General features: G+C 41.6%; 4 protein-coding genes, 3 tRNA genes and 1 pseudogene. 2 read left to right on the forward strand and 6 right to left on the reverse strand.

What is annotated here, in order from left to right; all coding sequences use genetic code 11:
* Positions 1–133 precede the first annotated feature (133 nt).
* From DPV92_RS06500 to DPV92_RS06510, 3 genes are all read right to left on the reverse strand, one after another.
* A tRNA-Pro gene (locus tag DPV92_RS06500) sits at positions 134–210 on the reverse strand.
* Between the two features lie 25 nt (positions 211–235).
* Positions 236–311, reverse strand: a tRNA-His gene (locus DPV92_RS06505).
* Positions 312–340: 29 nt separating this feature from the next.
* A tRNA-Arg gene (locus DPV92_RS06510) sits at positions 341–417 on the reverse strand.
* Positions 418–690: 273 nt separating this feature from the next.
* On the opposite strand from DPV92_RS06510, the gene glnA reads away from it, so the two are divergent.
* Positions 691–2,118 carry a type I glutamate--ammonia ligase gene (glnA, locus tag DPV92_RS06515; RefSeq protein ID WP_111354182.1) on the forward strand — a complete coding sequence of 476 codons (1,428 nt, stop codon included), beginning with the start codon at positions 691–693 and terminating at the stop codon, positions 2,116–2,118.
* Between the two features lie 99 nt (positions 2,119–2,217).
* On the opposite strand, the gene DPV92_RS06520 is transcribed toward glnA, so the two are convergent.
* Together DPV92_RS06520 and DPV92_RS06525 are read right to left on the reverse strand one after the other, a co-directional pair.
* Complete coding sequence (locus tag DPV92_RS06520; RefSeq protein ID WP_111354270.1) at positions 2,218–2,613, reverse strand: YbaN family protein; 396 nt, start codon at positions 2,611–2,613, stop codon at positions 2,218–2,220.
* A 115-nt stretch (positions 2,614–2,728) separates the two neighbouring features.
* A pseudogene (locus DPV92_RS06525) lies at positions 2,729–3,322 on the reverse strand (NAD(P)-dependent oxidoreductase); the annotation flags it as partial.
* Between the two features lie 233 nt (positions 3,323–3,555).
* Here DPV92_RS06525 and DPV92_RS06530 point away from each other — a divergent pair.
* Entirely contained in the window at positions 3,556–4,143 is a 588-nt protein-coding gene (locus DPV92_RS06530; RefSeq protein ID WP_111354183.1) for an FMN-dependent NADH-azoreductase, read from the forward strand.
* Positions 4,144–4,253: 110 nt separating this feature from the next.
* On the opposite strand, the gene DPV92_RS06535 is transcribed toward DPV92_RS06530, so the two are convergent.
* Positions 4,254–16,232 carry a YadA-like family protein gene (locus tag DPV92_RS06535; RefSeq protein ID WP_111354184.1) on the reverse strand — a complete coding sequence of 3,993 codons (11,979 nt, stop codon included), beginning with the start codon at positions 16,230–16,232 and terminating at the stop codon, positions 4,254–4,256.
* Positions 16,233–16,484: the final 252 nt, after the last annotated feature.

Raw genomic sequence — 16,484 nt, forward strand, 5'->3', positions numbered from 1 at the left:
ATTTAATTTAAAGGTAAAAATGAATTTCTAGTTAGCACTTTTATCAAGACTTCAAAATTAAAATATTTTAACTAAGTCAATCAACAAGTGCCCACACAGATTGTCTGATAAGTTGTTAAAGAACAAATAAAATTGGTCGGCGAGATAGGATTTGAACCTACGACCCACTGGTCCCAAACCAGTTGCGCTACCAAGCTGCGCTACTCGCCGTCTGATTCTCTTTCGAGATATTTAATGGGGTGGCTAATGGGATTCGAACCCACGACAACTGGAATCACAATCCAGGGCTCTACCAACTGAGCTATAGCCACCATAACTTCATTGGTTTTAGCATTTGACCTGGCGCGCTCGACAAGATTCGAACTTGCGACCTTTGGCTCCGGAGGCCAACGCTCTATCCAACTGAGCTACGAACGCGTTGTTTTGATTAGTGCGCCGCAACGGAAGGGTATATTATAGATTTCGCCTTCCCTTGTCTAGCACTTTTTGAAAAAATTTTAACATTTTCATTCATTTGTTTTTATTTCATACAAATTGCGTGATAATCATCTTTTTTTTGCATAAATTCTAACATTACTCATCTCATTAAAGGAAATTTTCTGCTTTTCTTAATGAAAATCTCACTATTTAGTGAAGAGAAATGTTATTATTCTGCTTTATTTCACGTTGTGTATTTAATGAGGAAGCCAAATGTCAAACACTAATGCAATCGCAAACGTTGCAAAAATAATTCGTGAAAACGAAATCAAGTTCGTTTTATTACGATTTACCGATATTAAGGGCAAGGAACACGGTGTTTCTTTACCTGTAAGCCTTGTTGCTGACGACCTTGAAGATCTTTTTGAAGAAGGAAAGATGTTCGACGGCTCATCGGTTGAAGGCTGGAAAGCCATTAACAAAGCAGATATGCTGTTAATGCCAATCCCTGAAACCGCTGTTGTTGACCCATTCGCTCAAATCCCAACCCTCTCTCTCCGCTGTAGCATCTACGACCCTAACACAATGCAAAGTTACGACCGCGACCCGCGTTCTATCGCAATTCGTGCAGAAAACTTCTTAAAATCAACAGGTATTGCAGATAATGTAATGTTCGGTCCAGAGCCAGAGTTCTTCTTATTTGATGATGTACGTTTCTCAACCGATCCGCAAAACGTTTCTTATCATATTGATGATGTAGAAGCGATGTGGAACACCAACCGCAAATATGAAAACGGCAACAACGCTTATCGTCCATTGAAAAAAGGCGGCTACTGTGCCGTTGCACCACTCGACACTGCACATGATATTCGTTCTGAAATGTGCTTAATTATGGAAGAGATGGGCTTAGTGATTGAAGCGCACCACCACGAAGTGGCAACCGCAGGTCAAAACGAAATCGCAACTAAATTCAATAGCTTAACCTTAAAAGCAGACGAAACCCAAATCTATAAATATGTGGTACAAAACGTAGCACTTGAACACGGCAAAACTGCGTGCTTTATGCCAAAACCATTCGCAGGCGACAATGGCTCAGGTATGCACTGTAATATGTCATTAAGCAAAGATGGCAAAAACGTGTTTATGGGCGACAAATACGCAGGCTTATCGGAAACTGCCCTTTACTACATCGGTGGTATCATCAAGCACGCCAAAGCGTTGAATGCGTTTACCAACCCATCGACCAACTCATACAAACGCTTAGTGCCAGGCTTTGAAGCTCCTGTGTTATTAGCTTACTCGGCAAGTAACCGCTCGGCATCTATCCGTATTCCTGCGGTAACTAGCCCGAAAGCGACTCGCGTAGAAGCACGTTTCCCAGATCCATTAGCAAACCCATACTTATGTTTCGCGGCATTATTAATGGCAGGTCTTGACGGTGTGATCAACAAAATCCACCCAGGCGATGCAATGGATAAAAACCTCTACGACTTACCGCCAGAAGAGTTAAAAGAAATTCCAGCAGTGGCAAGCTCATTAGGCGAAGCGTTAGATTCTTTAGCGGCCGATTTTGAATTCTTAACCCAAGGTGGCGTATTCACCAAAGAATTTATCGAAGCCTACATCGGCATCCGTCGTAAAGAAGTTGAGCGTTTAAATATGACCCCACACCCAGTGGAATTTGAGATGTACTACGCTTAATTCTTTACCAAACGACGAGCAAAATCAACCGCTTGTATAACGAAACGCCCGTTTATGTTCACACATAGACGGGCGTTCTTTTATTTATTTTTCAAGCGCTCAATTTTCTATACTTTCTTGCAAATTAGGCATATCTTCATCCAACGTCTTAATATAGAAAAAGAACACCAGATATTTCACCACCAACGCACATAGAATAATGGCCTTAATGACCCACGATGAGCTAATAAAAAACGTCACACCCATCACCGTCGTGCCGATCATCAGAATCCGCATCTTCGCCTTTTTAGTCAGCGCACGCTGCTCATTAAACTCTTTCAAATGATTCTGATAAATTTTGGTGCTGATAAACCAACTATGCAAACGCTCGGAACTACGCGTAAAGCAGAACAAAGCACTCAGCAAGAACACCGTACCAGGAAGGCCTGGCAAAATAATGCCAGCAATGCCGATGCCGAGAAAAATAAAACCCAAAAGTGCGTAAAGAATCTTCATAGAAAAAGTTAATAATGCGTTAAAAATAGGCACTATTATCTATAAATAAAAATGATTTGCAACAAATAGCTTGTTGCAAATCATCTTGAAAATACTATCGCTTGTATAGCTAAAATCAGGCTTTCACCGCATTCACACATTCGCCGTTATTGGCAATGTCTAGAATATTCGACAGTGTCACTTCCGAAATATTCACTAATGCCTCTTCGGTTAAAAACGCTTGATGTCCTGTAAACAACACATTATGGCAAGAAGAGAGACGACGGAACACATCATCGGTAATCACATCATTGGATTTATCTTCGAAGAACAACTCGCGTTCGTTTTCGTAAACATCCATACCCAACGCCCCAATTTTTTGGCGTTTTAAAGCTTCAATTGCGGCTTGGCTATCAATCAAACCACCACGACTTGTGTTGATAATCATCATACCATCTTTCATTTTATTAAATGCCGTCTCATTCAGCATATAGTGATTTTCTGCGGTCGCAGGACAATGCAAAGTAATCACATCGGAATGGGCATAAAGCTCGTCCAACGATACATATTTGCCGCCTAACTTGTCCACGATAGGATTATGGAATGGGTCGTAAGCCAGAATGTTCATCCCAAAACCTTTCAAAATTCGCATCGTCGCAATCCCGATTTTGCCCGTGCCAATCACACCCGCTGTTTTACCGTGCATATTAAAGCCCGTCAAACCTTCTAGGTGCTATACACAGCGACTTTCATTTTTCATCCTTAGGCATAAAAAATGCCGCACAATTTAGGAAATTCTGTGGCAATTTTAACCGCTTGTTGTATTTAGTTCAATCAACGAAAGAAATCACTCAAAAATTCTTTAGCCAGAATAAAGAGTCTCTTTACTTTTATCCTCTTTATTCCTGCCTTGATTTTACTTACACTAACAACGTTTTTTCAATGATTTATTTGGAGCTTCCAATGAAAAATGTTTTAGTCATCAAATCAAGCATCTTGGCAAATAACTCACAATCAAGCCAACTTGTCGACTACTTAAAATCTAAAATTACCGCGAACATCACTGAACACGATTTCGGTGCAAACCCACTCCCTTACTACAACTTAGATGCCGCAACAGGCACACGTGGTGAACCGACAACCGAAGCACAACAAAAAATGCTTGAACTTTCAAACCAGCTTATTGGCGAAGTAAACAATAGCGATGTGTTAGTTTTTGGTGTGCCGATGTATAACTTAGGCATCCCTGCTCAACTTAAAACCTATATTGATTATCTCAACCGTACGGGTGTAACTTTCCGTTATACGGCAAATGGTCCCGAAGGTTTAATCACAGGCAAAAAAGCGATTGTTATTTTAGCTCATGGCGGCATTTACAAAGATAGCCATGCAGATTTAGCAAAACTTTATATGCAAACGGTGTTAAATTTTATCGGCATTACTGAGGTAGAATTTGTCTATGCGGAAGGGATTGGTTACGGTCCTGAAGCGGTCGAAAAAGCACAACAATCTGCAAAAGCAGAGTTAGATCGCATTGCTGCGAGTTTCTAATCTCTAATAAATCTCATCTAGGGCGTATTCAATACGCCCTTTTTGATTGCCAAATAAAAAAGAAAAAGTCGGCATTTCTGCCGACTTTTCTATTCGCTACAAATTCACAATTACCATTGGTAACCCACGCTTGCAGCAGCACCTTTATCACCGCGAGTATTACTATTCACACTGAATTTAACACCGATTTTACCGTTGTCAGAAATTCGAGAATAACCTACCGCGACAGCATTTTGGCCTTTATAAGTACCAGCCCCCGCTGAAATCATTGATTTACCTGGTTGAGCTGCTTGATATAAGCCACCTGTTGCTAAAGCACCTGCAATACCTGCACGTAAGTTACGATCTACGTTATCGATCTTATTATCTAAGCGTGCAATATTGTGAGCATTATTGATAACCGCTTGGTTCGTTCTACGTAATTGGCTTACGCTTACTGCATCTGTATTCTCTTTACCTTCTGCAATATTAGTTACGCGTCGACCACCATTATTTAGACCTTCTTCGGTTAATTTAACTACGGTTTTTTTGTCTAAACCAATAGTTACGCCATTCTCGTTAATCACAGTTTTGCCTGTTTTCACAGAACCTTTATCACCAAGATCAACGTCTTTCGCCAATTTCACGTTGAGCGTATCATTGCCATCTGCAACAACAGCGATGTTATGTTCGGTTAGCTCACCTTTCGCACCACCTTTCACATTCAATTGAGAATTCAATTTACGTGAAACAGTTGTACCTTTGTCACCACCGAACTTCATACCATCTTCTGTAGTCGCTACTTCGTGAGTTTTATTGTTTTCAGTATAAACGATACGTGTTGTACCATCTTTACCATCCACACCCACTTTACCATCAGCACCTTTAATGGTAACGCCATTTTTACCATCTTTACCATTCAAGCCGATAGAGCCGTCTTTGCCGTTAATCACAACTGCACTGCCGTCTTTACCATTTACACCGATAGAGCCATCGACACCCTCTTTACCGTCTTTCGCTTTCTCACCAATGTTCAAGTTATTGCCTAATTTAACCACTAACTTGTTATCAGTTGAAACCACAGTAGTAATGCCATTTTCGCCCACAACATCAAGCGTATCGCCTAATTTTTTGGTTACTGATGAATTGTCTTGAGCTTTGAAAGTTAAGCCTTTGTTCGTCACATCTTTCACTTCATTGTGAACGACTTTCAACTGATCTTCCGTCGCTGCTTGACCACTTGTGATCTGATTAGGATTCCAAGTTTTATTGGTTAATCCACCGACATTACCCGTAGTACCGTTGATAGTCACTTTATTACTATCTCCAATAGTCACTACAGGTTTAAGATCAACTTTGTAAGTTTTTTGTCCTGTATCTTTGTCTTCTTTAGATACACTTACGCTTACACTATCACTGCCTTCCACAATAGTACCTAACTTAGTAATCTCTTTCTTACCTTCGTTAGTAATATTGGTTAGGTTATTATTTGCGGCATTATCGATCTTATCTTTAATATCTTTGGTTAAACCAACGGCAACTTTGTTACCTTCTGCTTTCGTTTCGATATATTTATTATCGCCAACTACGCTGAAGTTAATACCATTTTTTTGATCAAGACGTTGCTCGTCTGTAGAGCCTTTATCACCACTTAATTTGATTGTGTTGCTTGCAACAACATTCACTTTATCGCTTACCGATTTCAATTGATCTTCAGTTGCCGCACGTCCGCTTACCGCTTCCGTTTTACCAACAACCCATTCACGGTTAGCTAGGCCAGTAATATGACCGCTTGCACCATCAATTGAAACGTGATTTGTGCCATTACCTACACGAATTAATGCTTTAGATCCATCAACAATCACAACATTATTACCAGAACCTGCAGTAATCGTGCCTGCTGTACCATCCAGAATCACTTGTTTTGTTGTATCAGTGCCTAATGTCACTTTATTCGCAAGTTTCACATCATAGTTAGTGTGACCATCCGTAGCCTTGCTTTCGGCTAAGACAAGATTTTTGTTCGCATCTTTATCTTCACCATTCACAGAAACGGTTGTTTTCGCAGCTGTAGCTTTCGCATTTAATTGCGATACGTTTACCACATCAGTGTCTTTCTCGCCCGCTTTCACATTGGTAATCGTATTACCACCATTGTTCAAACCATTGCCTGTTAAGGTTACAACTGTTGCTTCAGCTTTATCGCCTGCAGGACGTTTAATTTCAACACCATTGTTATTCACAACCGTATTGCCCACATTCACAGAACCTTTATCGGTTAAGTTCACATTTTTAGCCATACGAATAACAACTTTGTTATTTTCACTAAAGGTTCTAATGTTCGCACCAGTGTAATCTTCAGCTTTTGCCTCTGCTTCTGCATCGCCACCAACAATCTCTAAGGTCTCACCTAGTTTTCTGTTGATAACCACATTCGCAGTTTGTGTCGCAAAATTCAATCCACCGTTAATCACAGTATCAAGCGCTTTTAACTGATCTTCTGTTGCAGCACGGCCTTTCACAGCTTCTGTTTTACCAATTTCCCAAGTACGGTTAGACAAGTTAGTTACAGTGCCTTCTGTACCATTGATGGTCACAGCTTTTTCAGCATTACCACCCACAACAATAGAACCATTTTCACCATTCACAACCACTTTATTATTATCCTTGCCTAAAGTTACCTTATCAGCAAGTTTAATATCGTAGTTTGTGTGACCATCTTCTCTCGTTGTTTCAGTTAAAGCGAGATTTTTATTCTCATCTTTACCCTCATTGTTCACAGAAACAGTTGTTTTCGCTTTATCAGAAAGTGCTTTTAATTGCTCTTCTGTCGCCGCACGGTTTGATGCACCAAAGCCAGCTACATCTAGGGTCGTGTTGGTTAAGCCCGTAATTACCCCTGTTTTACCATCAAGTGAAATTGACTTATCGCCTTCTACATTCACCACTCCGTTCTCTGCAAAGCTCACTTTGCCTGAACCTGTGTTGTTTGTAATAGAAGTAATACCACTTAAGTCACCTGCAACATTTACATGGAATGCATTAGTAATGCCATCACCAGTTACTGTTGTATTCACTCCCGCTTCTAGTTTCGTTTTATCCACCGATACTTTGAACTTCGTATTCGCTTTATCCGTAGTATCTGTATCAACGTGTACGTTGTTACCCTCGCCTTCTACACTATATTTGTGCGCTAATGTCGCTTTCGCTTTATCTGATAAATCAATGGTTACTGCTGAACCATTTGCGATTGTTTTGATACTATCTCCACCTTTCACTGCAAACTCAATTCCACCCTCTTTATCAAGGCGTTGCTCTGCTGTTGCACCTTCATTACCCGTCAATTTGATAGTATTTGTTGACACAACATTGACTTTATCGCTAACAGACTTCAACTGGTCTTCCGTTGCTGCACGACCACTTTCATAAGTCGTTTGACCAACCGTCCACTCTTTATTTTGTAAGCCTGTTACATAGCCTTGTTTTCCATCCAATGTAATCGCTTTATCTCCATCGATAAGCACCTTACCTGCATCTGCAATGGTTAATTTGCCTGAACCTTGCGTATTAGTAATTGATGTAATTTCATCCAACGCGCCTTTTACATTCACAGCATAAGTTCTGGTTTTACCATCTTTATCTATGCCTGAAGTTACCGTTGTATTTTTACCTTCAATCACTTTCACTGCATCTTTCGCAATATTATGAACTACCGTTTTACCATCATCCGTAATATTTTTCAGATCAGACTTCGCAATACCATTGATCACTACGCTAGTTGCATTTTTGCCTTCACCATCTTGAACAGTTAAGCTGACTTCACCAGCATCATTGACAGAGTATTTTCCATCAGAATCTTTCGCTTGGTTTTGCACTAAGCGTAAGTCCTTCGCAGTAACAACTTCCTTCGCAATATCAGCCACTTTCGCTTTCGATACGCCCACGCCATAACGTGCATTCGCCGATTTATCTGCGCCCTCTACCATCGTCACTGTCGCGATGTTTTCATCATCTTGTGCCGCGGTTGAGGTTGTCACTGATTCCACTTGGTCTGCACCTTTCACCGTGTAAGTCTTCACGCCGTCTTTCTCTTCAGAGGAAACAGAAATGTTTTTACCATCTCCTACCACATTCGTTAAGCTCTGAATCGTAGTTTTTGCTACCTCTGTGATATTTGACAAGTCTGTATTCGCCACACCTTTAATCACAGCAAATTCATTCTCAATCACTTTGCCTGTGCCATCCGCATAGTTCATCACAACTTCATCAGATTTAGCATCTGCTTTAATTGTTTTTGAACCCACTTCATATTCACCCGCTCTGATGTGTTTTTCTTTGCTTACAGACTCACTACGAACTAACGCTAGTTGCTCTTCTGTTGCAGCACGCATTGATTTACCAAAACCAGCTACATCTAGAGTCGTATTGGTTAAGCCCGTAATTTGATGTGCTACGCCATCAATATTAATCGGACTACCAGTATCGCCCGCACCCACAAGAACACTACCAACTGTACCATCAATAATAACTTTCTTATTATTTTCAGTACCTAACGTCACTTTATTCGCAAGTTTCACATCATAGTTAGTGTGACCGTCTGCAAACTTGTTATTTGTTGTAAGAACAAGATTTCCATCAGTATTACCATCATTTACCGAAACTGTAGTAGTTGCTTTCGCTGCGGCTTTATTTAACTGACCGACATTCACTGCATGATTAGTCTCTGTACCTTCTGCAACATTGGTAATTTGATTACCACCGTTATTTAAGCCCGCTTTGGTTAACGATACTGTCGCATTACCGTTCGCACCATTCTTAATCGTGATGCCACCTGTCTCCACTCTCGTATCGCCTGTCTCTAAGCTGGTCGCCGTTAAGTTCGGGTTAGTGCCAATAGTGATTTCTTTACCTGTATTCGTGACCGCAATGTTTGTGCCGTTCACGAATTTAACTGTATCACCACCTTCCACTTTCTCTGCATTACCTGCATTCACTTGAAGATTCCAAGCTGAAGCCTTTTTCGCAATATCAGCCACTGTCGCTTTCGATACGCCTAACGTATAAGTCGCATTCGCTTGACCTGCATTCGGTGCTTCATACTCAAGGATATTGTCATCCCCAGCTTTCTTCACCACTTTCTCAACTTGCTCTGCCGCGCTGACTTTATAGACTTTCTTGCCTGTCTCTTTATCCGATTTTGAATCATCCAACGTAATGCGATCGCCTGCTTCTAACACCGTACCCAAGGCAGTAATCACTTTCTTACCGTCAGTTGTAATATTGGCTAAGTTTGTATTCGCTTTGTTATTAATCGTTGTTTTCATCTCATCCGATAAATCAACCGTCACATTGCCGTCTGTACCCGTTGCTTTCGTTACGATGTTCTTACCGTTCTCTGCACCTACAACATTAAATTGGATTCCACCCGCTTGTGACAAGGTTTGTTCTTTTGTCACACCAGTGTTACCGCCCAATTTCACCGTGTTGTTCAGTTGCGTCGATACCGCATTCAATTGCGCTACGTTTACCGCATCATTGTCTTGCGTACCTTTCGCGATACCTTTAATTTGTTTATTGCCATCGCCAAGGTTCAAGCCTTCTGATGTCCAACTTACCGTTGTGCCATTACCCGCAATCGAGGTAATGCCTGTTAACGCGTTCGCTAAAGTCACGGTTACGTTATTACCCGCACCCGCTGTCGTAATGTTCGAACTACCTAATACATTAAACTTAATGCCACCTGCTTGACGTAATGTTTGCGTTTGCGTTGCAGTATTTCTATCCGCACCCAATGAGATAACATTGTTGCCAATCTCATCTAACTGACCTTTATTGACCGCATCACTGCTTTCTGTACCTCTCTCAACGTTAGTAATTTTGTTACCACCGTTGTTTAAGCCCGCTTTGGTTAACGATACTGTCGCATTACCGTTCGCACCATTCTTAATCGTGATGCCACCTGTCTCCACTCTCGTATCGCCTGTCTCTAAGCTAGATGCGGTTAAATTATCAGCCGTTTTTACCGTGAAGACTTTGTTCTCATTGGTAATTTCAATGTTTTGACCATTTTTGAATTTAACCGTATCGCCACCAGCAACTGTTTGTTCTGCCGCATCATTGGCTTGGATTTTCCACGCAGCAAGATTCTTAACTTTGCTTTCGCCTGTGGTCGTAATATTGCTCAAATCATTTTTCGCAATACCACCGATCACAACGTTAGATTTATTGCCACCCTTGCCATCTTGAACCGTTAAGGTCACTTCGCCTGTGTCGCTTACTGCGTATTTACCATTTGAGCCTTCCGCTTGATTTTGTACCAAACGTAAGTCATTTTTCGCCGCATCAGCTGCATTGAACTTGCTTGAAATGGTCACTGTGCCATCTTTTGATGTAATCGAAATGTTATCCCCTTGAACAAGATTCACTTTCTTATTATTCGGTGTAACATCTGCGCCATTTGCTTGTAATGACCAAATATCGCTCGCTTTCGCAACGCCTGTGATTTTCGCTTCGCCTGCAACATCACCCGCTGCGTTCGCGTATTTCAATACCACTTCATTGTCGCCATTCACTGCGTAAGTGCCTTTCTTGATAAAAGTATCGTTCGCTTGAGAAATACGCGTTACATCACTGATATTTGCCGCATTATTTGGAACATCACCACCTGATTTCACATTAGTTATCTGTGCACCGCCTACATTGATGCCTTCATTTTCAAACTTAATGGTTTGACTATTGCCACCAATTGAGTTGATGTTGGTTAAGGTGTTTGCTAAACCTACACTAATCTCATTATCTGTACGTTTTACTGCCACATTTGCATCTGCGTTCTTAATTACGACCGCTTGACCACCAGAAATCGTTTTGCCTGCGCTTGCTGTGTCATTACCATCTTTTAAGATCCACGCTGCAGCATTTTGCACCGCTTGTTTCGATACGCCAACCGCATAAGTCGCATTAGCTTCACCTTTCTTACCTGATTTTACTGTGACTTCTACAAGGTTTTCATCATTTGCTTTATGTTCTGCTGCTTCAACTGCTTCAACTTGTTTGTCAGCGCTGATGCGATAGTGGCGTTTGCCATTTGCATCTGTGGTTGAACCATCTAAACTAATACGATCGCCTGCGGTGATCTCAGTACCTAAACCTGTGATCACTTTCTCGCCTTCTGGAGTAATGTTATTTAAGGTGTTATTCGCTTTGTTGTTAATGGTTTTTTTCATCGCATTTGATAAATCAACGCTGATGTTATTACCATCTTGGCTCGCTGTAGTGACAATATTTTCGCTATTATTCGCGCCCACAACATTAAAACGAATACCTTTTTCTTCAGTTAAGTTTTGAGCTTTCGTAAAATGGGTGCCATCGCCTAACGCAATTGTGTTGTCAGTGATAGCATTATCAATTTTATCTGCCGTTGCTTGATTCAAATCGAATTTCACCACGCCACCATTTTCAACACTTGCCACCGTGCGTGTACCGTTCGTGAATTTCAACCCTTGCTCTAATGTTACCGTTTTCGCCGTTTCATTATTCGCTGCATAGCTCAATGGAATAGATTTTGCCGCTTCTGCACCATCAAATGTCACACTATAGTTTGTGTTATGTGTGGTATCGTTCTGTGTCGCCGTTACCTTAATCGGGCCTGTAGAATTTTGGGTTAATGTGACCGCTTGACGTGCCACATCCTTCACGTCTTCTGTTTTCACAGAAACGCTATATTCTGCATTTGATGCGCCTTCTGAGCCTTTTGAAACACGAACAGCAGCTAAGTTATTCGCAACGTTAGCATCTTTCTTCACTGTTTCAGTTGAACCATTTGCCGCAATTATATTTTTCAACTGCCCAAAGTTCACCGCATCATGCTCATCCGTACCATTCGCTACGCCAGTGATTTTCTTCGGTGCATTATCGCCACCTAAACCGATGCCGTTCTGATTAAATGTAATGGTTGTGCCGTTACCACCCACTTGGGTAATGCCTTCTAGCTTGCTGTTTAACGCAAAGGTAAATTTAGCAGGACCCGTGCTAGGCTGAACTACAGTTAAGTTTTTACCCGCCTCGAAAGTAACAGTATTTCCTGGCTTGATAAGGTTTCTATAGGCAAGCCCTGGCGTACCGTCATTATTAAGGTTTACATTTCCCGCACCAATTGCAACCCAACCAGATTTTTGAATTGCATTAACCACCGTGCTTGCAGTCACTAAGCCATCGACACCTAAACTTGGTATTCCTGAATATTCAGCAGAATCTGGAATAATTGAGCCTTGTGTAGTCTCAATCGTAATTTCTTGATTACCTGCAGACGTGCGAATAAAGCTATTCTCCGCACCTTTTACGGTTAATGATTGATCTGATAATGAAACAAGTCCAACACCAGCTGAGTTACCTTTGGTATGAAGTTTTGCGGTAGAATTGATGGTAATCTCGCCGTCTTGGGTTTTTACAAGACTAATATCATTACCTTGTCTTAACGCAACTTTACCGTTAACCGGTGGAACATCCGTTCTCGAACCATTATCAATTTGCAAGCCCCATTGGTTAGCTCCCACAATACGGTTTACATCGCCAATATTGGCAGCATTAGTAACAACATTTCCACCCGATGCCAAGTTAGTAATATTCTTACTACCCACATCTAAACCTGCATTGGTAAAGGTAATCGTTGAGCCATTGCCACCAATCGATGTCATATCTGTTAAAGCTTTTGATAAGCCAACAGTAATCGCATTTAAGTGACGAGAAACCAAAATGTTGTTATCGTTATCTGCATTTTTAAACACCGCAGACTCGCCACCCGCAATCGCATGGCCATCGTCAGTGTCTTTACCATCTTTCAAGTTCCAAGCAGCCGCAGATCTCACCGCACTTTTCGATACATTTAATTTATAAGTTGCATTTGCCTTGCCAGTATTAGTTGATGTTACTGTAATCAAGTTGTCTGTGTTACTATCGCCACCGTCTTTTTCAACTTTCTCAACTTGGTCATCCGCATTGATAGTAATTTGACCTGGTGCGGCATCAAGCGTAACGTTCTTACCTTGTTTAAGAGCAACCTTTTTGTTTTGTGCATTCACATCGGTTTTCGTGCCGTTTTTATCCACTTGTAACGACCACAAATCATCTGCACGTGCAATGCCCGTAATTTTGGTGGTTTTATTTGCAACAGGTTGATTATTACCATTCTCATAAGCCAAGCTTACCGAACCATCTGTGTCAACAGCATAGGTGTTAGGTTTGATATGAAGCTCATTCGTTTTTGAAATATTTTGCACATCACCAATATTGGCAGCATTATTAACTGTTGTACCGCCTGATTTTAAATTGGTAATATTTTGACCGCCAACATCAACCCCCTGAGCAGTCAAACTCACTTTATTGCCCGCCCCTTGAATAGAATTGATATTGGTTAAATCGCTCGCCAAGCCATATTCAATGGTTGTGCCTGTGCGTTTTGCGGTTAAGTTATTTGCCGCTTGGAAAGAAACATCCGTTCCCGCAGACACCTTCGCCTTGCCAGTTTGGTTACCTGTGCCAAGGTTTGAGCCTGAAGTTTGAATGTTCCAACCTGCTTTGTTGATGGTGTTGATGATGTCCGCTGCGGTAACTAAGCCGTTGGTTGGATTATTATTCGAGCTGTTAACACTCGCAACGCCATTGCCATCTACGGTTGTTCTCGCTTGCGTGGTCGAAATGTTAATTTGATTGTCAACTGCATTTGTTGTAATAAATGAATTATTCGTACCTTGTACTTTTAAGGTATTTGACACTAAACGAACATCCGCACCTGCAGAATCAGTCGTATTACCTTCAACTTTTAAGTTAACGGCTTTTAATTGAGCAACGTTCACTGCATCGGTATCAACCGTACCGCCAGCCACGTTATTAATTTGACGAGATTGTGTTGAACTGCCTACGGAAACGCCAGCCATGGTTGAACGTGCCGCACGACCAGTGTTTCTCGCTTCTTCAAAATAATTGCGACGACCGTTTGCAGGATCGAACGCTTGTGCATTTCTTAGTCCTGTTGTTACAGAAGATGAACCTAAAGCAACACCCTGTTCAATCGTTGCTTGAGCATCTTTACCCATTGCAATGGTGCTGCTTTGTTCCGCTCTTGCATTAGAACCCACTGCAATAGAGTGTGCACCACTTGCTGTGGTTGGACTATTACCATTTTGGTCTCCAGAACCTAATGCCACCGCATTTTCGCCCGTGCTACGACTTGAACGACCAATAGAAATACTACGTGCCGCATCTGCATATGCCGCATCACCAATAGCCACCGCACTGGTAAAGAGAGTTTGGGACTTATAACCTAATGTTACGGTACGATTTTGACGAGTTAATGCACTATCACCAATCACCACTGAACTTAATGCGTTATTACTATATTTTGTCCCATTTAGATCGTATTGATCGCCACCAGATAATGCTTGTGCATTATGACCGATTGCAACAGAGTTTCCCCCTTGGGCTTTCGCACTCACACCAAAGGCAGATGCATTAGTTGCGGTTGCATAAGTGAGCACACCCACAGCAGTTGCATTATCGCCTTCTGCTTCGGTTCTCGCACCCACTGCGGTTGATGCTTTACCATTACCGTTTGCTTTCACATTACCTTTTGCACCATTACCGATTGCAACAGATTCTGTCATACCAACAGCAGCACTCGTACCCATCGCAATACTGTCGGTATAGCTTGCGTCTGCACCTTCACCAATTGCGATCGCATTTGCGCCTGTTTTATAACTCTTATCCGCACGAATACTTTTCGCACCATTACCAATCACAATAGAATTTTTCGATGTTGCAGTCGCACCTGTACCAATCGCCACAGAGTTGGTTACTAAGTTAGATTCAACCGCATCTGCATCGCCCGTGCCCTTAGAAGCATCAACGCCCGCGTTTTTACCAATCGCGATGTTGCCTGAGCCTTGGGTTTTGGCGTTAAAGCCCATTGAAACAGATTCTGTTGCTGCTTCAGATTTATGACCCACCGCAATTGAGCGCTCGCCATTTGCGTTAGATTGAATACCAACCGCTACTGCACGCGTATGTGCTAAAGACGATGCCCCCACCGCAACCGCACCTTCGCCTGTCGTGCGAGCTGCTTTTTTTGCCTTACCCGCATCATCTACAGACGCATTATTATCAATAGTATTATCATAAGATGGGCCGCCAATGGCAACAGAGCCATGACCTTCTGCTTCCGCATAAACACCTAATGCAGTTGAAGCTACACCTTTCGCATTTGCACGTTTACCAAATGCCGAACCAAAATCAGCATTCACTTCTGTCGCATGACCAATTGCAGTGGCATAAGCACCATAAGCTCTTGTTGCCACACCCACTGCAATTTGACCCGCATTTGCATCTAATCCTTTTTTACCTGCATGAGCATCCGTACCAATTGCAACCGCAAATGAACCAAACGTAATCGCTTTCGTACCCACCGCAACTGCTGCTGCTGTTTCCGCACTTGAATCATTACCAATCGCTACCGCAGATTGTTCAGCAGTTAAATTAACTGTTTTAGTTGTTTTCGTAGCTTCATCATAAACATCAGTTGAAACCACCCCCGCTTTGGCATTTGCCCCCATAGCAGTACTGCTTAGGCCTTTGGAATGAGCATTCACACCAACAGAAATAGCATTATTATTCTCTGATTTAGCATTATTACCCATAGCAACGGCAAATTCATGAGTCGCACGTGATTTCTCACCTACTGCAACGGTGTATCTTGCTGTTGCTTGAGCAGCCCACTCACGACGACTCGCACCACCGATGGCTAATGCTGCTACACCATTTGCGTAAGTATTTTCACCAATTGCAGTTGCCCCCTCAACGTTAGCCTCAGAACCAGCACCAACTGCTGTTGTACCACCACCAGTAGTTTGACCGCCATTAAGAGTGGTTGCTGCATTCGCAGAAAGAGATGAGCCTAATAAGGCTGCAACAAGGGAGAGTTTAAAGGTTTGACTAATTGCATCCACAAAGGATTGAGTAGAAGAATGGCTTGATTTCTTTTTGTGTGCTTTCGCTAATTCAGAAACCACCACCCAAGATTGAGTCGCATGACTCCAAACGACGTTATAAATCTTATTCATAAGAAAATCCTTATTTTAAGTAAAACTGTGTTCAATGAAGATACATATTAAAAATATGCAAAAAATACATAAAACTTTGTGAAATTATATAAAAAATAAACAAAAAATACATTTCACGTTAAAAACTTTACAAAATCTTTACAAAAAATGGAGGAGTTTTATGATTATAATAAAAATTTAATCCATTATTTCAGTCTATAAAATAATCCCAAAGCAAGGTTATCTTACACTTTTTTACATTTTAAAAGCGAA

The organism is Pseudohaemophilus paraphrohaemolyticus (assembly GCF_003253115.1).
GTDB classification, from domain to species: domain Bacteria; phylum Pseudomonadota; class Gammaproteobacteria; order Enterobacterales; family Pasteurellaceae; genus Haemophilus_A; species Haemophilus_A paraphrohaemolyticus_A.

Bases quoted from the DNA above. Each gene is read 5' to 3' on its own strand.
- glnA (WP_111354182.1), top strand. From the start codon at position 691: ATGTCAAACACTAATGCAATCGCAAACGTTGCAAAAATAATTCGTGAA.
- DPV92_RS06520 (WP_111354270.1), bottom strand. From the start codon at position 2,613: ATGAAGATTCTTTACGCACTTTTGGGTTTTATTTTTCTCGGCATCGGC.
- DPV92_RS06530 (WP_111354183.1), top strand. From the start codon at position 3,556: ATGAAAAATGTTTTAGTCATCAAATCAAGCATCTTGGCAAATAACTCA.
- DPV92_RS06535 (WP_111354184.1), bottom strand. From the start codon at position 16,232: ATGAATAAGATTTATAACGTCGTTTGGAGTCATGCGACTCAATCTTGG.